18 protein-coding genes are annotated in these 20,829 nt (G+C 65.9%); 2 read left to right on the top strand and 16 right to left on the bottom strand.

Annotation, left to right across the window (positions count from 1 at the left end; all coding sequences use genetic code 11):
• Nucleotides 1-110 precede the first annotated feature (110 nt).
• A complete protein-coding gene (gene roeA / locus ACTJJX_RS15745) occupies nucleotides 111-1,307 on the top strand; it encodes a diguanylate cyclase RoeA (protein WP_003082226.1) in 1,197 nt (398 codons plus the stop codon).
• A 198-nt stretch (nucleotides 1,308-1,505) separates the two neighbouring features.
• On the top strand, nucleotides 1,506-2,219 hold the full coding sequence (locus ACTJJX_RS15740) for a TorF family putative porin (RefSeq protein WP_003086461.1): 714 nt from the start codon (nucleotides 1,506-1,508) through the stop codon (nucleotides 2,217-2,219).
• Between the two features lie 4 nt (nucleotides 2,220-2,223).
• Here ACTJJX_RS15740 and fliJ read toward each other — a convergent pair whose 3' ends face one another.
• The 16 genes from fliJ to ACTJJX_RS15660 form a co-directional block, all read right to left on the bottom strand.
• A complete protein-coding gene (fliJ, locus tag ACTJJX_RS15735) occupies nucleotides 2,224-2,667 on the bottom strand; it encodes a flagellar export protein FliJ (RefSeq protein WP_003082220.1) in 444 nt (147 codons plus the stop codon).
• A gap of 13 nt (nucleotides 2,668-2,680) precedes the next feature.
• On the bottom strand, nucleotides 2,681-4,036 hold the full coding sequence (gene fliI, locus ACTJJX_RS15730; RefSeq protein WP_003086458.1) for a flagellar protein export ATPase FliI: 1,356 nt from the start codon (nucleotides 4,034-4,036) through the stop codon (nucleotides 2,681-2,683).
• On the bottom strand, nucleotides 4,026-4,832 hold the full coding sequence (gene fliH / locus ACTJJX_RS15725; RefSeq protein ID WP_003082217.1) for a flagellar assembly protein FliH: 807 nt from the start codon (nucleotides 4,830-4,832) through the stop codon (nucleotides 4,026-4,028). Before fliH ends, fliI begins: the two co-directional genes overlap by 11 nt.
• Nucleotide 4,833: 1 nt before the next feature.
• Nucleotides 4,834-5,850, bottom strand: a complete 1,017-nt coding sequence (gene fliG, locus ACTJJX_RS15720; protein WP_003082212.1) for a flagellar motor switch protein FliG — start codon at nucleotides 5,848-5,850, stop codon at nucleotides 4,834-4,836.
• 5 nt (nucleotides 5,851-5,855) lie between these two features.
• Nucleotides 5,856-7,652 carry a flagellar basal-body MS-ring/collar protein FliF gene (gene fliF / locus ACTJJX_RS15715; protein ID WP_003109118.1) on the bottom strand — a complete coding sequence of 599 codons (1,797 nt, stop codon included), beginning with the start codon at nucleotides 7,650-7,652 and terminating at the stop codon, nucleotides 5,856-5,858.
• A 22-nt stretch (nucleotides 7,653-7,674) separates the two neighbouring features.
• Nucleotides 7,675-8,004, bottom strand: a complete 330-nt coding sequence (gene fliE / locus ACTJJX_RS15710; RefSeq protein WP_003140591.1) for a flagellar hook-basal body complex protein FliE — start codon at nucleotides 8,002-8,004, stop codon at nucleotides 7,675-7,677.
• A gap of 246 nt (nucleotides 8,005-8,250) precedes the next feature.
• Nucleotides 8,251-9,672, bottom strand: coding sequence for a sigma-54-dependent response regulator transcription factor FleR (fleR, locus tag ACTJJX_RS15705; RefSeq protein WP_016851890.1), 1,422 nt, complete (start codon nucleotides 9,670-9,672; stop codon nucleotides 8,251-8,253).
• Nucleotides 9,673-9,676: 4 nt separating this feature from the next.
• Complete coding sequence (fleS, locus tag ACTJJX_RS15700; protein ID WP_003109120.1) at nucleotides 9,677-10,885, bottom strand: sensor histidine kinase FleS; 1,209 nt, start codon at nucleotides 10,883-10,885, stop codon at nucleotides 9,677-9,679.
• 112 nt (nucleotides 10,886-10,997) lie between these two features.
• Nucleotides 10,998-12,470 carry a transcriptional regulator FleQ gene (gene fleQ / locus ACTJJX_RS15695; protein WP_003086448.1) on the bottom strand — a complete coding sequence of 491 codons (1,473 nt, stop codon included), beginning with the start codon at nucleotides 12,468-12,470 and terminating at the stop codon, nucleotides 10,998-11,000.
• Between the two features lie 281 nt (nucleotides 12,471-12,751).
• Nucleotides 12,752-13,045 (bottom strand): flagellar protein FliT, encoded by a 294-nt coding sequence (locus ACTJJX_RS15690; protein ID WP_003086445.1) that lies wholly within the window; start codon nucleotides 13,043-13,045, stop codon nucleotides 12,752-12,754.
• Nucleotides 13,046-13,070: 25 nt separating this feature from the next.
• On the bottom strand, nucleotides 13,071-13,451 hold the full coding sequence (gene fliS, locus ACTJJX_RS15685) for a flagellar export chaperone FliS (protein ID WP_003158217.1): 381 nt from the start codon (nucleotides 13,449-13,451) through the stop codon (nucleotides 13,071-13,073).
• Between the two features lie 58 nt (nucleotides 13,452-13,509).
• Nucleotides 13,510-13,908, bottom strand: coding sequence for a flagellar export chaperone FliS (gene fliS, locus ACTJJX_RS15680; protein ID WP_003086441.1), 399 nt, complete (start codon nucleotides 13,906-13,908; stop codon nucleotides 13,510-13,512).
• Nucleotides 13,908-15,344, bottom strand: a complete 1,437-nt coding sequence (fliD, locus tag ACTJJX_RS15675; RefSeq protein WP_003449042.1) for a flagellar filament capping protein FliD — start codon at nucleotides 15,342-15,344, stop codon at nucleotides 13,908-13,910. The genes fliS (ACTJJX_RS15680) and fliD overlap by 1 nt, the downstream gene beginning before the upstream one ends.
• A gap of 77 nt (nucleotides 15,345-15,421) precedes the next feature.
• Entirely contained in the window at nucleotides 15,422-15,808 is a 387-nt protein-coding gene (locus ACTJJX_RS15670) for a flagellar protein FlaG (RefSeq protein ID WP_003086436.1), read from the bottom strand.
• Nucleotides 15,809-15,887: 79 nt separating this feature from the next.
• Complete coding sequence (locus ACTJJX_RS15665; protein ID WP_003120600.1) at nucleotides 15,888-17,072, bottom strand: flagellin; 1,185 nt, start codon at nucleotides 17,070-17,072, stop codon at nucleotides 15,888-15,890.
• Between the two features lie 224 nt (nucleotides 17,073-17,296).
• Entirely contained in the window at nucleotides 17,297-20,803 is a 3,507-nt protein-coding gene (locus ACTJJX_RS15660; RefSeq protein ID WP_016851891.1) for a glycosyltransferase, read from the bottom strand.
• Nucleotides 20,804-20,829 lie beyond the last annotated feature (26 nt).

Here is a 20,829-nt window from a genome sequence, read left to right as displayed (position 1 = left end):
CGCCAGGTACGCCCGTGCAAACCGGACGACCGGCCCGGAAAGCCGGATAGGGCGGCCGTCGCGACGCTGCTATGCTGTGATGGCACAGCGCCCATGCGGACCCGCAGAACGTGGCCAGAACGACGCTCGAATCGATCCAGCACGCCATCGAGGTGAATTCGTCCCTGGCCCTTCCCATCGCCCTGGAGAATCTCTCGCGTCTGACCCACCTCGCGCTGCTGACCGTCCCCTTCAACCTGATCCACATCCTGGTGTTTTCCCTCAAGGACTTCCGCCCGGACCTCGGCCATCAGCTCTGGCGCCAGGAAATCATGTACGCCCATGGCGCCATGGCCCTGCTCTTCGGCGGCATCGGCCTGCTCGCGCTATGGCTGCGCCGCCAGCCGCCCAAGCTGTGGCGCATGCGCCTGCTGATCCTGCTGGGCGGCGCAGGGATCATAGGCTTCGGCGTCGCCATCGCCTGCATCGACCAGCGCATCACCAGCAACATCACGCCGCTGCTGCTGGCCTGTTTCGCCTGCGCCATGTTCATCCTGATCCGCCCGGCCTACGCGGTGCCCTTCTACGGTCTGGCGATGCTGGCCTTCGAGGTGGCGATGGACCACGCCCAGGCCGACCCGCAACTGCGCCTGTCGAACCAGGCCAACGGCCTCACCGCGTTCGGCCTCGGCCTGCTGCTGTCGCTGATCCTCTGGCACGGCCACGTGCGCAACCTGCGCCAGCAACGCAAGCTGGAGTTGCAGCGGCAGGAGCTGGAGGAGAAGAATCGCCAGTTGGAGTACCTGGCCGGTCACGACCCCCTGACCGGCCTGTTCAATCGTCGCGAGTTCGACCAGTTGGTGCTCATGGAGCTCGCGCGCATCGCTCGCCAACCGCAGCCGCTGAGCCTGCTGATGGTCGACCTGGATCACTTCAAGTACATCAACGACCGCTATGGGCACCCCTTCGGCGACGAGGTCATCCGCCATGCCGCCAACCTGCTGCGCGGCAATACCCGTAGCAGCGACAGCGTGGCGCGCCTGGGCGGGGAAGAATTCCTCCTGCTCCTGCCCGACACCGCCGAGCAGCAGGCTCGCAGCCTTGCGGAAAAACTCCGCGAACGCCTCGAAGGTACCCCGCTGGCGACGCAGGACGGCGTGCTCTGCCTGACCGCCAGCTTCGGCGTGGCCAGCCTCGACGGAGGCGGCCAGGCCAGCTACGAGCAGCTCTACAGCGCCGCCGACCAGGCTCTCTACCGGGCCAAGAGCAGCGGTCGCAACCGGGTGGAAGTGATTCGCCTGGCCAGCCTCGCGGAAAGCCTGCGGTAACAATTGATCGGCCGGCCCTGACGAGCGGTCGGTCAGCCGCCCGAACCTTGGTTAAGATGGTCCGTGGCGCTCTAGCTCGCCGCTCTTCCTGCCCTTCCGACCTGCCCGACCTCGCCCGGCCCCATGCCGCGGCCTTGCCGTTGGCGTCGTGCGGGAAGACCGGCGCAGCGCCGTTGTCCGCATTACCAGGGGAGAACCATGCTCAAGCACCTGCTCGTGCTCACCTGTGCCCTGCTCGCCAGTTCCTCGGCCCTGGCCCAGGTGATGGCCCGCGACCTGGGCGATTTCGAACTCAAGCTGGCCACCAGTCCGACCCGCAGCATGGCCCAGGGCCTGGTCACCCCGGGCAGCTCCGGCAGTTTCCACGGCGGCCTCGACCTAAGCCACGAAAGTGGCTGGTACATCGGCAACTGGACCTCCAACCTCGACCCCGGCAAGCCCACCGAGATCGACTCCTACGCCGGCTTCAAGCGCCCGCTGAACAACCGCCTGGGCTACGAAATGGGCCTGATCCGCTACAGCCGCCCGGAGCAGCCGGCCAACGACGCAGCCGAACTCTACGGCGGCCTGTCGATCTTCGGCAGCCGGCTCGGCGCGGCCCTGAGCAGCGACCCGGGGCGCAACGACACCACCCTGTTCGCCGACCTCGGGGTCAACCCGCCGTTCGGTTTCGACGTCACCCTGAAGTACGGCAACCATCGCCTGGACAACCCGGCGAGCCTCAGCGGCGGGGGCTACGTGAGCGTCTTCAACGACTGGTCGGTGAACCTCTCGCGGCCCTGGCTGGGCATCGACCTGAACCTGTCCTACAGCGGCACCAGCCTGACCGGCAGCGATTGCAGCGCCTACTCGGGACACAACAGCTACTGCGACACCACATTCATGCTGAAGGCGTCGCGTCCGTTCTTCTGAGTCGTCAGTCGTCCTGGCGGCGGGTACGCTGGGCGAGTTCGTCGAGCTGTTTCTGCTCGCGCTTGTCCTCGGCCTGGCGCGCCTCTTCCAGGTAGCGCTCGACCAGCTTGCGCAGCCCTTCCAGGCGGGCGTATCTCTCCTGCCAGTTGAGCCGCGCCTTGTCCACCGCCTCGCGGTGCCAGGTCACGCTGTTGGCCTGCTGGGCGACGGCGGTCTCCAGTTGCGAGAGGAAGCGCTGGTAGTTCATCAGCCACTGGCCGCTGACGCCCTTCTGGCCCTGGCTGATCCATTGCTGCTGGTAGTCGTTGCGGTAGCGTTCCAGCTCCGCCAGCTTCTGCTGTGCCGCGAGCAATTGCTGCTGGCACCTGCCCAGCTGGGTCGCGGCATCCCGCTCGGCCTTGCTGGCCATGTCCACCACCGGCGCCAGCCGCGCCGCGCGCTTCTCCATGCCTCAGCGCGCCTCAGGCCTGCCCGCCGGCGAGCAGGCTCGCCAGCCGCGCACGGCTTTCCGCCAGGCTTTCGCTTTCGTCGAGGCCCTGGCGCAGGAACTGGCGCATGACCGGGAAGCGAGCGATGGCCAGGTCGGTCTCGGGATCGCCGCCGGCCACGTAGGCACCGACGCTGATCAGATCGCGACTCTGCTGGTAGCGCGACCAGAGCTGCTTGAAGCGCTGGGCGTCGCGCAGGTGCTCGGCCTCGACCACCTGCGGCATCACCCGGCTGATCGAAGCTTCAATATCGATGGCCGGATAGTGGCCTTCCTCGGCCAGCCGCCGGGACAATACGAAGTGCCCGTCGAGCACGCCGCGAGCGGCGTCGGCGATCGGGTCCTGCTGGTCGTCGCCCTCGGAGAGCACGGTGTAGAACGCGGTGATCGAGCCGCCACCGGCTTCGGCATTGCCGGCGCGTTCCACCAGCTTCGGCAGCTTGGCGAACACCGATGGCGGATACCCCTTGGTCGCCGGTGGCTCGCCGATGGCCAGGGCGATCTCGCGCTGGGCCTGGGCGTAGCGGGTCAGCGAGTCCATCAGCAGCAATACGTTCTTGCCCTTGTCGCGGAAGTACTCGGCGATCCGCGTGCAGTACTGCGCGGCACGCAGGCGCATCAGCGGCGCGTCGTCGGCCGGCGAGGCGACCACCACGGAGCGCTTGAGGCCTTCCTCGCCGAGGATCTCGTCGATGAACTCCTTCACCTCGCGGCCCCGCTCGCCGATCAGACCGACGACGATGATGTCGGCCCTGGTGAAGCGGGTCATCATCCCCAGCAGCACCGACTTGCCCACCCCGGTACCGGCGAACAGGCCGAGGCGCTGGCCGCGGCCGACCGTGAGCAGGCCATTGATCGAGCGGATGCCGACGTCGAGAGGTTCGCTGATCGGGTGGCGCTTGAGCGGGTTGATCGTCGGGCCGTCCATCGGCACCCAGTCTTCGGCGCGCATTCCGCCCTTGCCGTCGAGGGCGCGGCCAGCGCCATCGAGCACCCGGCCGAGCATCGACATGCCCATCGGCAGGCGCCCGGTGTCCGGCAGCGGCACGACCCGCGCGCCAGGCGCGATGCCGGCGAGGCTGCCGACCGGCATCAGGTACACCTTGCTACCGGAAAAGCCCATCACTTCGGCCTCCACCTGCACCGGGTGGTAGCCGCTTTCGTTGATCACGTTGCAGCGGCTGCCGACCGCGGCCTGCAAGCCTTCGGCTTCGAGGGTCAGGCCGACCATGCGCAGCAGGCGGCCCTCGACCACCGGCTGCGCCGGCAGCGAGACAGCCTCGGTGTAGCCCTCCAGGCGCCTGGCGAAACTGGTTCGCTCAAGGCGCATCGACGTCTCCGGGGGCGTCGAGGTCGATCCGGATGTCGCTGGCCAGCGGATGGGTCGCCTGTTCGCGCTGTTGCTCGAACAGTTGCTTCACTGCCTGCGCCAGGCGCGTCTCGATGGTCGCGTCGATGCGACTGTGCTCGGTCTCGATGCGGCAGCCGCCGGGCAGCAACGAATCGTCCTCGAGAATCCGCCAGCTCTCTTCGTGGCGCTCGCGCAGCGCCTTGACCCGCTCGAAGTCCTGCGGGTTGACATGGATACGGATGTTTGCCGCGCCCATCGGCAGCAGCTTCAGAGCCTCGCGCAGGACCTGGCGGACATGGCTGGAGTCCATGTGCAGTTCGCGCTGGATCACTTGGCGGGCAACGTGGTTGACCAGGTTGACCATGCCCTGCTCGATCAGGGCGTCCTGCTCGGCGATGGGTTCCAGAAGCTGCGTCATCAGACGCTCGAGACTTTGCAGGCGCTCCTTCAGCGCCTCCTCGGCTTCCTGCCGCGCCTTCAACTGGCCGGCGTGGAAACCGTCGCGCTCGCCGGTGGCGAAACCTTCGTTGTAGGCGTCCTGGCGGATCGCCTCGATTTCCTCCAGCGTCGGCGGCTTGACGGTCTCCAGCTCGACCTCTTCCACCGCCGGCGGCGCCGGCGCGGGTTCGGCGACCGCGGGCACCTGCGGCGCGGCAACGGCCGGCTCGTCGCGCGGCTCGTCGAAGCTCGGCAACGACCAGAGGCCGAAGGCCGCCACGTCCTTGCCGCGGATCAGTTCGCTGGGATTGTCTTTGTCCTTGTCGTGGGGGACCACCTCAGATCATCTCCTCGCCACCCTTGCCGCCCAGCACGATATCGCCGGACTCGGCCATGCGCCGGGCAATGGTGAGGATTTCCTTCTGCGCACCTTCCACTTCGCTGACCCGTACCGGCCCCTTGGCCTCCAGGTCGTCGCGCAGCAGCTCGGCGGCACGCTTGGACATGTTCTTGAAGACCTTCTCGCGGATCGCCTCGTCGGAGCCCTTGAGCGCCAGCACCAGTACGTCCGAGGAGACTTCCCGGAGCAGCGCCTGGATGCCACGGTCGTCGACGTCGGCGAGGTTGTCGAAGACGAACATCAGGTCCTCGATCTGTCCGGACAGGTCTTCGTCGACCTCGCGGATCGAATCCATCAGCTGGCCTTCGATGGAGCTGTCGAGGTAGTTCATGATGTCCGCCGCGCGCTTGACCCCGCCCATGGTGGTGCGGGTGGCGTTGGAATTGCCGGCGAACTGCTTCTCCAGGATCAGGTTGAGTTCCTTCAGCGCCGAGGGCTGCACGGTGTTCAGCGAGGAGACGCGCAGGACGATATCCAGGCGCACCTTGTGGTCGAAATGGCTGAGCACCTCGGCGGCCTGGTCGGGATCGAGGTAGGCGACCACGATGGCCTGGATCTGCGGGTGTTCGTAACGGATCACGTCGGCCACGGCACGCGGCTCCATCCACTTCAGGCTGTCCAGGCCGCTGGTGCTGCCGCCGAGGAGGATGCGGTCGATCAGGTTGTTGGCCTTGTCCTCGCCGAGGGCCTGGGTGAGCATCTTGCGGATGTAGCCGTCGGCACCGACGCCGAGGCTGGTCTGGTCGCCGACCACTTCGACGAACTCGCCCATCACCTGCTCGACCTGTTCGCGATGCACGTTGCGCATCGACGCCATGGCCACGCCGACCCGCTGCACCTCTTTCGGCCCCATGTGCCGCAGCACCTGCGCCGCGTCGGTCTCGCCGAGCGACAGGAGCAGGATGGCGGCCTTGTCGACCTTGGTCAGTTTGGCGGCGAGACGATTCTCACTCATGGCGCTTACTCATCGGCGTTGATCCACTCTTTCACGACCTGGGCGACGCGGCCCGGGTCCTGTGCGACCAGGTTCTTGATCGCGTTCAATTGCGCATCATACCCCTCCGTGGGGCTCGGCAGGAGGATGCTCGACGGCCCGCCGATGCTCACCCGGTCGTCGGCCAGCGAGCCTTCCAGGCCACTCTCGCCCAGCGCCAGGTCACCGTCGCGACCGCCGCCGCCGGCCAGCGACTTGCCCTTGCCGCCGCCGGTGATGTTGCTCAGCACCGGACGCAGCACACCGAACACCAGGACCAGGATGAACAGCACGCCGAGCACCTGCTTGACGATGTCCCAGAACCACGGCTGCGAGTAGAACGGAATGCTGTCGATCTCTTCGGCCTGGGCCGGGGCGAACGGCGCGTTGATCACGCTGACGCTGTCGCCGCGGCTGGCGTCGTAGCCCACCGAATCCTGTACCAGGCGGGTGAAGCGCGCCAGTTCGTCGGCGCTCCAGGGCTGGTGGCTGACCTCGCCGGTCTTCGCGTCGACCTTCATCTGGTCGTCCAGCACCACCGCCACCGACAGTCGGCGCAAGCGCCCCTGCTGCTGCTTGGTGTAGCTGATCGAGCGGTCCAGTTCGTAGTTGCGGGTGGTCTGGTCGCGCTTGTCGGTCGGGTACGGCGCCAGCTCCGGCTTGCCGGTCTTCGGATCGATGATGGTCTGGCCGTTGGCGTCCTTCAGCGGCTGGCCCGGCGCGACGTAGTCGGCCGGCGCGCTGGCGGTGGCCTGCTGCGGCGCGCTGGCCGGGCCCGGCGGCTGGTTCGACAGCGCCCCCGGCACGCCCTGCGGGCCGGACGAATTCTGCCGTTCCTCGTTGTTGCGTTGCTCGCTGCGCAGGGCCGGCTGGTCCGGGTTGTACATCTCCGAGGTCGACTCGACCGCGCTGAAGTCAACGTCGGCGGACACCTCGGCCTTGTAGCGACCGTTGCCCAGCACCGGTTGCAGGATATTGTGCACGCGCTGGGTGAGCAGGCCTTCCATGCGCCGGGTGAAGTCGAACTGCTTGCCGGCCATGGTCAGCTCGGAGAGTTCCTGCTGGTCGGAGAGCAGGTTGCCCTTCTGGTCGACCACGGTGACCTGCGACTTGTCCAGCTCCGGCACACTGGTGGCGACCAGGTTGACGATCGCCATCACCTGGCTCGGCTCCAGGCTGCGACCCGGATACAGCTCGACCAGCACCGAGGCGCTGGGCTTGCGGTCGTCGCGGACGAACACCGAACTCTTCGGGATCGCCAGGTGCACGCGGGCGGCCTTGACGTTGTTCAGGCTCGACACGGTGCGCGCCAGCTCGCCTTCCAGGCCGCGGCGGTAGTTGGTGGCTTCCATGAACTGGCTGGTGCCCAGCGCCTGTTCCTTGTCGAGGATCTCGAAACCGACGTTGTTGTCGGTCGGCGCCACGCCGGCGGAGGCCACCTTCATGCGTGCCCGGCCGAGGTCGTCGGCCTTGACCAGCAGCGCGCCGGAGTTGGGTTCGACCTTGTAGGGAATGTCCGCCGCGGTCAGCGCTTCCACCACACGGTTCGCGTCGACCCCGTTGAGGCTGCCATAGAGCGGCTTGTAGTCCGGCTGCTGGGACCAGAGCACGACGGCGAAGCCTATCGCCACGCTGGCGGCGAGACCGACCAGCAGGCCGATCTGGCGCAGCATGGTCATCTCGGAAAGGTTGTCGAGGAACGACAGTCCCGGGAAGGATTTCTTCAGCATCCCGGCACCGCCGCTCTTGGCGGGAACCTGGCTGTCGATCAGTGCATCGGCCATGAACTAGTTATCCTCGCGCCGCTCAGACCGGCATCTGCATGATGTCTTGGTAGGCCTGGACCAGTTTGTTGCGCACCTGGGTCATGGCCTGGAACGACACGCTGGCCTTCTGGCTGGCGATCATCACGTCGGTCAGGTCGACGCCGCTCTGGCCGACCTCGAAGGCGTTGGCCATCGCGGTGGAGGCCTGCTGGGTCTCGTTCACCTTGTCCACGGCCTGGGAGAGCATTTCCGAAAAGCTCGGCGCCCCCGCTTCGGCCGGCGCCTGAACCGGTTTGGCCTTGGCCATGGCTTCCATTTGCATGGAGCGCATTTCCAGCATCAGACGATTGAACTCGACACCCTGACTCATGACTCTTCCTCCAACAGCCGCGGCTTTTTTGACGCCGCCCGGCACTTTGCAGAGGAGTTAGCAACAAGGGTGCCAAGTCGACCCCAAGGCCCGGCATCGGCGTTCGCCGCCAATGCCCGCGACCGCTGCAGGGTCCGTCCCTGCTCCGGTTATCGGCAGGCGCGCACGCTCGAACAGCCCCGGGCGACGACCGGCGGCGGACGCAAAAGGCCCGCACGAGGCGGGCCTGGGGAACATGGCGAGCACTCAGATGGCGTAGAGATAGGCCTCCACGTCCATCCCCGCGTCGCGCATCTGGGCGAGCTTGTAGCGCAGGGTCCGCGGGCTGATGCCAAGGCGCTCGGCGGCCTCCTTGCGGCGGCCGCGCTCGGTGCGCAGGGTATCGATGATCACCTGGAATTCGCGGCGGCGCAGGTCGTCGCCCAGCGCGCCGCTAGCGTCCTGGCCTGCGGCCGGCGACGGAATCTCGACGCTCGGCGGGATGGCCGGTGGCATTGCCGGCATGGGCACCAGCACCGGGGCCGCGAGCGGCATGCCGATCGGCGCGGTGAGGCACAGGTCGGCGGGCTGGATCAGGCCGCCCTGTTGCAGGATCAACGCACGCTGGATGGCGTTGTCGAGTTCCCGTACGTTGCCCGGCCAGGCATGCCGGACCAGGCACTGGGCGGCCTCGGGGCCGAGCGCCACCGCGCCGAGGTTCATCTTGCGGCTGTGCTTGCGCAGCAGACGCTCGGCCAGCGGCAGGATGTCCGCAGGGCGTTCGCGCAGCGGCCGCCAGGCCAGCGGGAAGACCGACAGGCGATAGTAGAGGTCCTCGCGGAAACGCCCCGCCGCGACTTCCGCCGCGAGGTCGCGGTTGGTCGTGGCAAGCACGCGGATATCCAGGTTGATCGGTTTGCGCGCACCGACCCGCTCCACCTCGCGCTCCTGCAATACGCGCAACAGCTTGGCCTGCAGGCCGAGGGGCATTTCCGATATCTCGTCGAGAAGAATGGTGCCGCCGTCGGCCAGCTCGAACTTGCCGGGCTGGGCGGCAATGGCGCCGGTGAAGGAACCTTTCTCGTGGCCGAACAGGGTGGCCTCGAGCATGTTGTCCGGGATCGCCGCGCAGTTGATCGCGATGAACGGCTTGCCGGCACGCGGCGATTGCTGGTGGATATAGTTCGCCAGGACTTCCTTGCCGGTCCCGGACTCGCCGGAGATCAGCACGGTGGAATCGCTGCGCGCGACCCGCGCGGCCAGTTCCAGCAACTGCCGGCTGGCCGGCTCCAGGGCCACCGGACCATCCTCCTCGCTGCCCGGCAACTGGCCCAGCGCATGGCGTGCCACCAGGTCGAGCAGCGCCCGCGCCTCGAACGGCTTGACCAGGTAGTCGGCGGCGCCCTGGCGCATCGCCTCGACGGCGCGATCGACCGCGCCGTAGGCGGTCATCAGCAACACCGGCAGGTGCGGGTAGCGTGTACGGATCAGGCCGAGCAACTGGTGCCCGTCCATGCCCGGCATGTTCACGTCGCTGATCACCAGGCTGAAGGCTTCGCGGGCCAGGACCGGCAGCGCCGCCTCCGCCGAGTCCACGGCGACGAACTCGTGACCGCCCAGCAGCAGGGTGTCGCTGAGGGCTTCGCGTAGTGCGCGGTCGTCTTCGACCAGCAGGACTTTGGCTGCCATGGGGTTACTCCTGAATCGCAGAAAGAGGCGCCGCCGGAATCAGCGGCAGGATCAAGGTGGCGCAGGTGCCGCGCCCCGGCCGAGAGCGCAACTGCAATTGCCCCTGGTGGGCGCGCGCCACGGCCTTGACCACCGCCAGGCCGAGCCCGGTACCGGTGGTCTTGGTGGTGAAGAAGGGTTCGCCCAGGCGCGCCAGGGTCGCCGGGTCCATACCCGGTCCGTTGTCGCTGACGCTGAGGCGCAGGCTGTCGGCGCGGGCATAGAGATGCACCTTCAGGCGCAGTTCGGGCCCGCAGGCCTGGATCGCGTTCTCCACCAGGTTGAGCACGGTGCCCACCAGGGTGTCGCGATTGCACAGCAGCTCGCCGCCGCGCGCCTCGCACTGCCAACGCACCTGGAGCCCCTGGACATGGACTTCGGCCGCCGCGCGCAGGCTGTCGAACAGCGCCTTCGGCGCCACCCGGTCGGTCAGCGGCAGCTCGCCGCGGGCGAACACCAGCATGTCGCGTACCTGATGCTCCAGTTCGTGCAGGCGCTCCTTCAGGCGCCCGGCGAAGCGTTGCTGCTGGTCGGTCGGCAGCGCCTGCTCGCTGAGGTGCCCGGCATAGAGCAACGCCGCCGACAACGGCGTGCGGATCTGGTGGGCCAGCGAGGCGACCATCCGCCCCAGCGCCGACAGGCGCTCGTGGCGCGCCAGTTGCTCCTGGAGACGGCGGGTATCGGTAAGGTCGTTGAGCAGGATCAGTTGACCCGGTTCGCCGTTCAGCGAGCGGGTGGCGATGGACAGGCGTCGCCCGTCGCGCAGGGAAATCTCGTGACCGTCATCCTCGCGCGGAGCGAAGCAGCGGGCGATCACCTCACGCCAGAGCATGCCCACCAACGGCTCGCCAAGCAGGCCCAGGGCCGCCGGGTTGGCCTCGCGGACCACGCCATGGGCATCGATGACGATGACGCCGCCGGGAAGCAGGTCGAGCAGGCTCTGCAAGCGGTTCGCCAGGCGCTCCTTTTCCGCCAGCTCCTCCATGCGCTGCGCGCTGACCAGGGCCAGTTGCCCTTTCAGCTCGGTAACGCGCTCCTCCAGCAGGCTGTAGGACTCGCTGAGCTGGCTGGACATCTGGTTGAACAGCGCGAAGGCCTGCTCGAGGCCGGCGCGGCTGGTGGCCTCGGCCGTATCGGCTGGCTGCTCGGGGAAGGCGTTGAGGGCTGGTTGCATTGCGTTTCTCTCGGTCGGCGCGACGTCATGGTTCTGTCGGTCGACGGAGATATAGCAATACCCGTGCCTAAATTTTTTTCATTTGAAAATCAAAGCGTTGCGAAACGACCTGTCAATCATCCGACAGGTCGTCGTCGCGCCGGCTCATGCCGTACTTGCGCATCTTCTCCACCAGCGTGGTGCGACGGATGCGCAGGCGTTCGGCGGCCCGCGCGACCACTCCGCCGGCGTCGTCGAGGGCCTGCTGGATCAGGCCCTGCTCGAGGTTGGCCAGGTAGTCCTTGAGGTCCAGGCCTTCGGCCGGCAGCATCGCCGGCGCGTCCATTCCCGGCAGCCCGGCGTTGATCGCCGCGCGCTCTTCCAGCTCTTCGCGCAGGCTGCTGGCGAGTTGCTCGTCCTCGTCGTCGACATGGCGGAATTTCTTCGGCAGTTCGCCGACCCCGATCACCCCGTAGGGATGCATGATCGCCAGGCGCTCCACCAGGTTCGCCAGTTCGCGGACGTTGCCCGGCCAGTCGTGGCGGCAGAGCGACATGATTGCCGCCGAGTTGAAGCGGATCGACCCGCGCTTCTCATGCTCCATCCGCGAGATCAGTTCGTTGAGCAGCAGGGCGATGTCTTCCACCCGCTCGCGCAGCGGCGCCATCTCGATGGGGAATACGTTGAGGCGGTAGTAGAGGTCTTCGCGGAAAGTGCCGTCCTCGATCATCTTCTCGAGGTTCTTGTGGGTCGCGGCGATGATCCGCACGTCGACGTTCTGCGTCTTGTTGCTGCCAACCCTTTCGAAGGTGCGCTCCTGCAGCACGCGCAGCAGCTTGACCTGCATCGGCAGCGGCATGTCGCCGATCTCGTCGAGGAACAGGGTGCCGCCGTTGGCCAGCTCGAAACGTCCGGCACGACTGGTGATGGCACCGGTGAAGGCGCCCTTCTCGTGGCCGAACAATTCGCTTTCCAGCAGTTCCGCCGGGATCGCCCCGCAGTTCACCGGGACGAAGGGCCCCTCGCGGCGCTTGGAATGGTAATGCAGGTTGCGCGCCACCACTTCCTTGCCGGTGCCGGACTCGCCGAGGATCAGCACGCTGGCATCGGTATCGGCGACCTGCTGCATCATCTGCCGCACCTGCTGGATCGCCCGGCTGGTGCCGACCAGGCTGCGGAACAGGTTCGGCTCGCGGGAACGGCCGCGCTCGCGGGCCTGGTCGTACATCTCGCGGTAGACCTGGGCGCGATGCAGGGAATCGAGCAGCTTGTTGTAGCTGGGCGGCATCTCCAGGCTGGCGAGCACCCGGCGGCGCAGCTCTTCCGGCCAGTCGGCCGGGGCCGGCTCGCCGATCAGCAGGATCGGCAGGTACTCGTCCCAACTGGCCAGCTGCTTCAGCAGCTCTACCGCCCCGCCCTTCGACTCGACGCTGCCGAGCAGCACGCACAGGGCTTCGCGACTGTTGCTCAGGCCCGCCGCTACCTCTCGCCAATCCTCGCTGTTGCAGGTCAGCTGATCTTCGCCGAGGAAGTTGAGAATGACTGCCAGGTCGCGACTGCGATCGAGATTGTCGTCAATCAGCAAGAGTTTGGTTTCGCGCCACATTTTGATCAGCTGCCTTGCATCGAATGGGTCTCGCTCGACCCGAAAGAGGGCTGGGACTAATGCCTATTTCTAATAAGCAGCCAGCATTTGGCCACTAGTTAAGTCAAATGTGAACGATTAGTCAATTTTATGGCGTGTTTTTTTTGCTGTTTCCGACAGGGAGAGGCAATAAAAAACCCCTACAGACCGCATGGAAAGCAGTACTGGCAGGGGTTTTGGGGGATATGTAAATTTTTCCGAAAAGCCTTGCGCCAAAGTAACGGCACAAAGCCATGAAAAACTTATCCGAACATCTGGTAGACCTTGGCGCCTTGCTTCGACTGGTTCAACTGGATCAGATCGGTGGCCAGCTTGCGCTGCTCGCCCTGGCAGACATCGATCAGCTCGCGATACAGCGCCAGCAGCTCTTCCATCCGCGCCCGCAAGGTGGCTTCGTCCTGTACATCGAGCATCGCCTCGTCGACGGCCTGGCGGCAACGCTGGTCGAGTTCACCGATGGCCTCCCAGTTCTGGCTGGCCAGGGCAACGCGCAGGGCGCTACCGGTTTCTTCAAGGATCTGTACAGCTGCACTCATTGCTTGGTCCCTCTGGGGATGCCTCTCAGGGGGCAATCGCATCCCAACCGGATTTGATGTTGCGCAACAGCTCGGAAACTTCCTCGAGCTTGCCCGCGTCGTTCTTCAAGTTGGCTTCCGTCAGTCGCATCGACATGTAGGCGTAAAGGCGGTCGAGGTTGGCTGCCAGCTCGCCGCCCGCCTCGAAGTCGAGCCCTTCGCGCAGGCCACCGACGATGGCGATGGCCTTGCCGATCAGCTCGCCCTTCAGCGCCACTTCGCCGCGCTCCAGGGCTCCGCGGGCCTGCGCCATCCGGGTCAGGCCGCCTTCCATCAGCATCTGGATCAGGCGATGCGGGCTGGCATCGATAGCCTGAGCCTGGGTACTGACATTCTGGTATTGCCGCATGGCTGCCATTGCGTTCATCGACGGTTGCCTTGTTCGGTGACTGATACGCTCTATATCGGTCGGCTACCGCGATTCTTTAGCGCCGTTCGCTGTCTTCGCCCTGCGCTTCGGCGCTGCCAATGGCATCCCAGGCCTGCTTGATCTGGCCCAGCAGCGCCTCGACCTCGTCCAGCGGACGCGGTGTGTCGTCCAGCGCGACACCAGCCAGGCGGCGGGTCATGTAGTCGTACAACGCATCCAGATTGCCGGCTATCTCGCCGCCCTGCTGGTGATCGAGGCCAGCCTGCAAGGCGCCGATGATCGACAACGTGGTGCCTACCGCTTCGCCGCGCAGCGCCGGGTTGCGCTCCAGCACCGCGCGCCGGGCCAGGGCGATGCGTTCGAGCGCGCCGTCCAGCAGCAGCTTGACCACCTGGTAGGGCGGGACGTCCTGTGCGCTGCCTACCTGCCGGTAGGTATCGATAGGACGCGACATCAGCTTTTCTTCACAAGGCCAGGCAGGCTGCTAAGAGCCTGGGCCATGCGTCCGCTGGTCTGGTTGAGCTGGCCGATCAACTGGTCCATGGCGGTGAACTGCTTGAGCAAACGATCCTGCAACTGCTCGACCCGGCGATTGAGCGCTTCGCGCTGGGTATCCACCGACTTGATGGTGTCCTGCAATCCATCCAGGCGCTGCTGGAGCACACCGCCGGTCTGGGTGTAAGGCGTGAGCTTGTCGTCGAGACGCTTCATCAGGCCGGTATCGCCGGTGAACAGAGCGGAAACCGACTCGAACTTGTCCTTCAGAACCTTGTCGAGTTTCTTGTCGTCGATTTCCAGGGTGCCGTCTTTCTTGGTGGTGATACCCATGTCGGCGAGCATGCGAACATCGGTACCTTGCCCCGGCTGGACCATCTCGTTGCGCATGGTGGTGAGCAGGTTGCGCACGCTGCTGTCACCGACCAAGGCACCGACCACGGGAGCCTTGTCGTCGCCCACCTTGGTCACGCCGGTCAGTTCCGAAGTCACGCCGACCAGCTTGTTGTAGGCCTCGACGAACTTCTTGATGTTGTCCTTGACGCCGCCACGGTCCTGCTCGACCGAGATGGTGATCGGCTTGTTGGTGTCGGTGACCGTCTTCAGCTCGAAGGTGACGCCGTTGATGACCTTGTCGACCGTATTGGTCGGACTTTCCAGGGTCAGGCCGTCGATGCTGAACTTGGCATTCTTCGCCTGGGTGATATAGCCGCTGCTGCTGGAGGAGCTACCGTCCAACTGGGACAGGGTCAGCTTGCCATCGGCGCCGACGCTGCCGATGTTGAAGTTCTCCAGGCCGGAACTGCCCTGGACGAACACGTCCTTGCCGGCGCCGGAATCCTTGCCGGTGAAGACCAGTCGCGAGGTTCCGTCTCCAGGGTTGTTGACGATGTTGGCGGTGATGCCCTTGTCCTTCAGCTGCGCGTTGAGCGAGTCGCGCACTTCGGCGAGGGTCGCGCCCGCCGCGACGTTTACCGTGACACCGGCATCGTCGGCACCCTGCTTGATGGTCAGGGTTCCGCCGGAAGTGGTCTTGTAGCCATCGGCAAACGACGCGGTGGCCACCTTGCTGACGCTGGCCAGCTGGGTCACTTCGAGCTTGTAGATACCCGGCAGGGCGTCCTTGGTCGCGGTGGCGGTGGCGAACTTCTCGTCGCTGGTACTCGCCGAGCGCTTCTGGAACAGCTCGGGCTTGTTCAGTTCCTTGAGGATGGTCTGCAGGTCGGAGATCGCGCTCTTGAGCTGGCCGATGCCGGTGAACTTGGCGGTGGTGTCGCTTTCCAGACGCTTGAGCTGCGCCTCCTTCGGCGCCTTCTCGGCCGCCACCAGGGTGGAAACGATGTTCTTGATATCAAGGCCCGAGTTGTAGCCGTTGATCGTCGTACTGTTCGCCATCTTGCTTCACCTCGTCAGCTCATTGACGCTTTGTCCTTCCAATTCCAACAGACACTCAAAAGACGTGCCAATTCCGCTCAGGCTTCCGCCTTGAACAGCAGGCTGCGCGCTTCGTCCAGTCGCTCTGCCAGGCGCAGGGCCTCTTCGGAAGGGATTTGCCGGATGACTTCTCCGGAAGTCGAATCGGTCACCTTGACCACTACCCGCCCCGTGGAGTCGTCCAGGCTGAAACTCAGATCACGACGGATGCTCTGGGTGAACTTCTCGATGGAGGAAACCGCCTCCTCGACCGCAGCGCGTTGCTCCTTGTCGCCCATCCTGACGTCGCCCGTCCGTTGCGCGCTTGCGCTGGCGGCCGCCTCGCCGGCCTGGCCGGCCGGGCGTGCGCCATCGGAAGAAGACGCCGAGCCGAACAGCCGGATTACCGGAGCAGCCGTCGAATTGTTGACATTGCTGACGTCCATCGTCGCTACCTCTCAATGAGATACGAGGGGAAGCGCGCCAGCGCTCCCCCTCGTGACTTCACCTTGACCTCGCCGAAGCTTAGCGCAGCAGGCTCAGAACCGACTGCGGCAGCTGGTTGGCCTGGGCCAGGATCGCGGTGCCGGCTTGTTGCAGCACTTGGTTCTTGGTCAGGTTGGCGGTTTCGGCTGCGAAGTCGGTGTCTTCGATCCGGCCGCGAGCAGCCGATACGTTCTCACCGATGTTCTTCAGGTTGTTGATGGTGTTGTCGAAGCGGTTCTGCACCGCACCGAGGTCGGCACGCTGGGCGTCGATCTGCTTGATCGCCTCGTCGATCACCAGCACGGCGGACTGAGCGCCCTTCGCGGTGGAGATGTCGATCTTGGCGACGGTGTCGTTGGTCTTGGCGAAAGCGGTAGCGGAAGGGGTTACGCCAGCCGCGGTGCCTACGCCGGTGCTGCCGGTGTCAGCGATGACAACGCCGGAAACCGCGCTAGTGATCGCACCGGAGCCATCCTTGCCAGCTTTGGAAACATAGCTGATGGTATCGCCGTCGCTGAAGGCACCGATGCCGACGTTGGCGTCGTTGACCGCAGCGGCGATCTTGGCAGCCGCCTGCTCGGCGGTTTCGTTGCCCTTCATGTCGACCTTGACGTTCACGGCGCTGCCGCCGGTGATGCCGATCGCGATGTCGACGGTGCCCGAAGCGGTTGCAGCAGTGACCGCGCCGCCGCCGTCAGCCTTGAAGTAGGTGCCGTTCAGCGACTCTGCGCTCATCTCGTCGATGCCGACGCTGATGATTTCGTTGGCGGCCGAACCCACCTGGAAGCTGGCGACGCCGAAGGAACCGTCGAGCAGCTTGCGGCCACCGAAGGTGGTGGTGTTGCTGATACGATCCAGTTCTTTCTGCAGTTGCTTCACTTCGCCGTTCAGAGCGGTACGCTCGGAGTCGCTGTTGGAGCCGTTGGCCGACTGCAGGGACAGGTCACGCATACGCTGCAGGATGTTGGTCGACTGCTGCAGGGCGCCTTCAGCGGTCTGCGCCAGGGAGATACCGTCGTTGGCGTTCTTGGTAGCCACGTTCAGGCCGTTGACCTGGCTGGTCAGACGGTTGGCGATCTGCAGGCCGGCGGCGTCGTCCTTGGCGCTGTTGATGCGCGAACCGGTGGACAGACGCTGCAGCGAAGTGTTCAGCGACGCGGAAGAGTTGTTCAGGTTCCGCTGAGTGTTCAGCGAAGCGATGTTGGTGTTGACGGTCAAGGCCATCTTGATGCCCTCCAAGGACGATATGTTTGCCTGAGCTTGCGACCTCGGGTGGGCATCGCCCAGGCACCCCTAAAGTTCGCATTCGTGATCTTTATCGGCGCTTCCCTGAGGAGCTTTAGGTTTTTTTTTGACCATCCTCGTTTTTCATGCATCGGCCCCGTCGGAGGGGTTCGCGCAAGGCCTCCCGAGCGCTGCGGACAGCGACGGAAAGCCCCGCCGGCCGCTCAGTCCGGCATCCAGGCACGATACCAGGCGCGCAAACGCTCGCCGTCGAGCATCCAATCCGCCAGCACCCGTTCGCGTAGGTTATCCCCTGCCCTGGCTGCGGCATCCAGGTCGCGGGTATGCATGCGGATCGCCTCCACCCAGTCGCGGAAACGGTTCTTCACCCGCGTCACCGGCAGATCGTCCTGGTAGCAGCGCACGTCGCTGCAGACCACCGGGAAACCGCAGGCGCCGTATTCCAGCAGGCGCAGATTGCTCTTGCACTCGTTGAACAGGTTCTGCTCCACCGGCGCCAGCGCCAGGTCGAGATCGAGAGCCGCCAATGCCCGCGGATAGCGTTCGATAGGCACCCCCGCATGCACTTCCCTGACGAAGGGACGGATGGACGGCGGGCACATGCCGAAGAACACCCAGTCGACTTCGTCGGCCAGTTCCCGGACCACATCGGCGATCAGTTCCAGGTCGCCGGTATGGCTCGAGCCGCCCGCCCAACCGACACGTGGCCGCTCGCCGCGCCGCCGCTGCGCCCGCAGCCCCTGCCACCACCCCACCGGCAGGCGGTTCTCGATCACCCGGATATCCGGGTGGAGACCGGCGAAGGCCTCTGCCAGGGCCGGCGTCGACACCACGAAGCGGTCGACGTAACCCAGCCCGCGACGCAACGTGCGCAAAATGTCCTTCGGCAGGTGCTGGCGATGGGCGCTCTTGAGGGGCACGTTGGGCAGATAGTCGTCCAGCTCGTAGACCTTGAAGGCCCGCGAGAACGCCTGCATCCGCCGCATGGCCTCGAGACGCTCCTCGCCGACCTGGCGCTGCAGCACCAGTACGTCCGGGTCGTAGCGCTCCAGATCGGCCACGTGCATCAGGCCGATCGACAGCGCGCCATCGATGGATGCCGACTCGCGCAACGCGCTGAACGGCTGGATCACCCGGTAATGGCCGCAGCCGAATAGGTCGGCGGGGTGCGCCAGGACAGTGGGCAAGGGCCGCCACCCCTGCAACGGGCGCCAGGCCAGCTGCGGGTCGGCCAGCTTGAAACCGCCTTCGGCCTGCAACGAAAAGCCCGGGTTATAGGCGGGATCGCGTGCCAACAACGGTAGCCAGCGCGCGTACAGCGCATCTTCTTCCTCGACGCTCGCCGCCGTCGTGGCAGGCGCATCGAGCAACAGCCGCGCACGCGGCGTCCATACGTTCAGGTAGCCCGCCTGGACCGCCCGCAGGCAGATGTCGACATCGTCCCAGCGCGTCAGCGCCTCGTCGAAACCGCCCAATTCGAGGAACAACTCGCGGCGCATCAACAGGCATTCGCCAGCCACCGCCGAGTAGTTCTGGTCCACCTGCAGGCGCTGCAGGTAACCGGCGTCCTCGTGCGAACGCCCTTCGAAGGCCCGCCCGGCCGGTCCGCACAAACCGAGCAGCCAGCCGGCGTGGCAGACCCGTCCGTCCGCCGCCAGGAGCTTGGCGCCTACCGCGCCGACTTCCGGACGCTGGCCATGGTTGAGCAACTGCTGCAGCCAGTCCTTGTCGAGGATGCCGCTGCCGGCATCGAGCCAGAGCAGGAATTCGCCACGCGCCCGGGACGCCGCCAGGTTGCGCAGAGCCCCACGGGATAACTGCCTATCGCCTCGCAGCACCCGCACCTGCTCGACACCCATGCCTTCGACGGCGAGCAGCCATTCGCGAACGTCGGCCGCTTCGCCACCCTGTTCCAGCAGAAGGATCTCGTAGTTGGGGTAGGCGGTATTCTCCAGCACGGTTTCTACGCAACGCTGGAGCTGCGCCAGGCGCTCCCCGGCCAGCACCAGGATGCTGACCGGCGGTTGCCCGGCGTGGCCGTAGTCCAGCTCGTAGCGCCCCGGCAGCCGGCTTCCGACTGTCGCCTGCGCGTAGCCACGGGCACGCAGGTGGCCTTCGATCGCCGCACGCTCGGCGGTGCTGTCCTGCAGGCGCAGCGCTGGGCCAGACAGCAGTGGCTCGCTGATGTGTCCGATACAGCCCAGGCCCCGCTGCTCGACGAGACGCAACTGGTAGGCCAGCTCGAAAGCCTCGCCGGCGGTCTCGTCGAATCCGCCCGTGGCAAGCAGCGGCTCGCGGCGGAACAACCAGTGCCGGGACAGGCCGGCGGGGAAACTGAGCAGAAGGTCGAGATTCAGGTCCGGGCGCAACGCCGCGCCCAGCTCGCCGTCATCCAGGCGCATGAGTTCGTCGGCATACACCGCCTGGCAGCTCTCCGGTGCCGCCAGCAGGTCCAGCGCCGCCACCAGCAGGCCGCTGACAGTGAATTCGACGCCCGCTTCGACCAGGAGCAACCAGTCGGTATCAAGCCGGGCAAGCGCCTGGTTGATCGTCGGCACCGGCCCCACCTCTGGATCGAAGAGCATCGCTCCGTTCCGCGGACTCGTGCCCAGCGGCGCGAACAGGTGGCTCTCGACACGTGGATACGAATTGACGTGCTCCAGGCTCTGCAGGGTAAGCTCCACGGCCTCGGTATCGCCGTGGGCATCGAGCACCAGCACCGCGAAGCGCGGCCCACCGCCCTGCTCCTGCAGGAATCGATCGATCAGCGCCTTCTGCACCGCATCCGGCCGCCGCGCCTCCAGCCAGGTCGACAGCGTGACGCTACCGAAGCCCGCCGCCCGCCTCAGCGCGGCGAGCAGGTTGACCGGCTTGAAGACACGGGCGTCCAGGCGGGTGATCGGTGCCACCCGGACGAAGCGGTTGTCGCCGGCCTGGCGATACCAACCCAGTTCGCGGATAGCCAGGCGGAAGTCGGCATGGCCCTGCTCGCCGATACCGGGCTGGTCGCGCCCGATCTGGCTGAACTGCTGGCGGGAGACGCGGAAACGGGTCAGCGGCCGCGACAGGAACGCCAGGTCGCCACGCTGTAGCAACTGCGCACACATGGCCAGGTCGCCGATCCAGTCGATGGCCCGGCCGTTGAGCATCATCAGGCGCTCGCAGATCTGCAGCAGCGCATCGCGCCGGGCCATCAGGCAACTGGGTTCGCCGATGAAGTTGATGGTGTGGTCGGCGAGGAACGAGACCAGCTCGCGACCGTCGATCAGGACGTCGCCGGCGAACGGGAAGCAGGTCGCCAGGATGTCCGGCAGCGGCTGCCCTTCCTCGTCGATACGCAACCGCCGCGACGAGGCCAGGACCACGTTCGGCTCGCGCTCCATCGCTCCCACCAACGCCTCGACGCATTCGGGAAGCAACACGTCGTCGTCGTGGAGAAACTTGACGTACTCGCCCTCCGCCAGGCGGATGCCTTTCGCCGTGCTGCCCAGTTCGCCGAGGCGCGTCTCGTTGCGGAAGTAGCGGATCGGGAATGCCGCGGAGGCGCGCTTCTGCTCGACCAGCGTGGCGATCCGCTCGTCGCTGCTGTCGTCGCAGATGATCAGCTCCAGGGCCGGATAGGTCTGCCCGAGCACGCTGTCGAGGGCGTCCTCGAAGTACTCCAGCTTGTAGGTCGGCATGACGATGCTGACACGAACGTTCGCGCTCATTGAGCCATTCCTGAGTAATTGGTGCA

Source organism: Pseudomonas sp. 22490 (assembly GCF_052044465.1).
Classification (GTDB): domain Bacteria; phylum Pseudomonadota; class Gammaproteobacteria; order Pseudomonadales; family Pseudomonadaceae; genus Pseudomonas; species Pseudomonas aeruginosa.
This window is presented reverse-complemented; position numbering and strand designations above follow the sequence as displayed.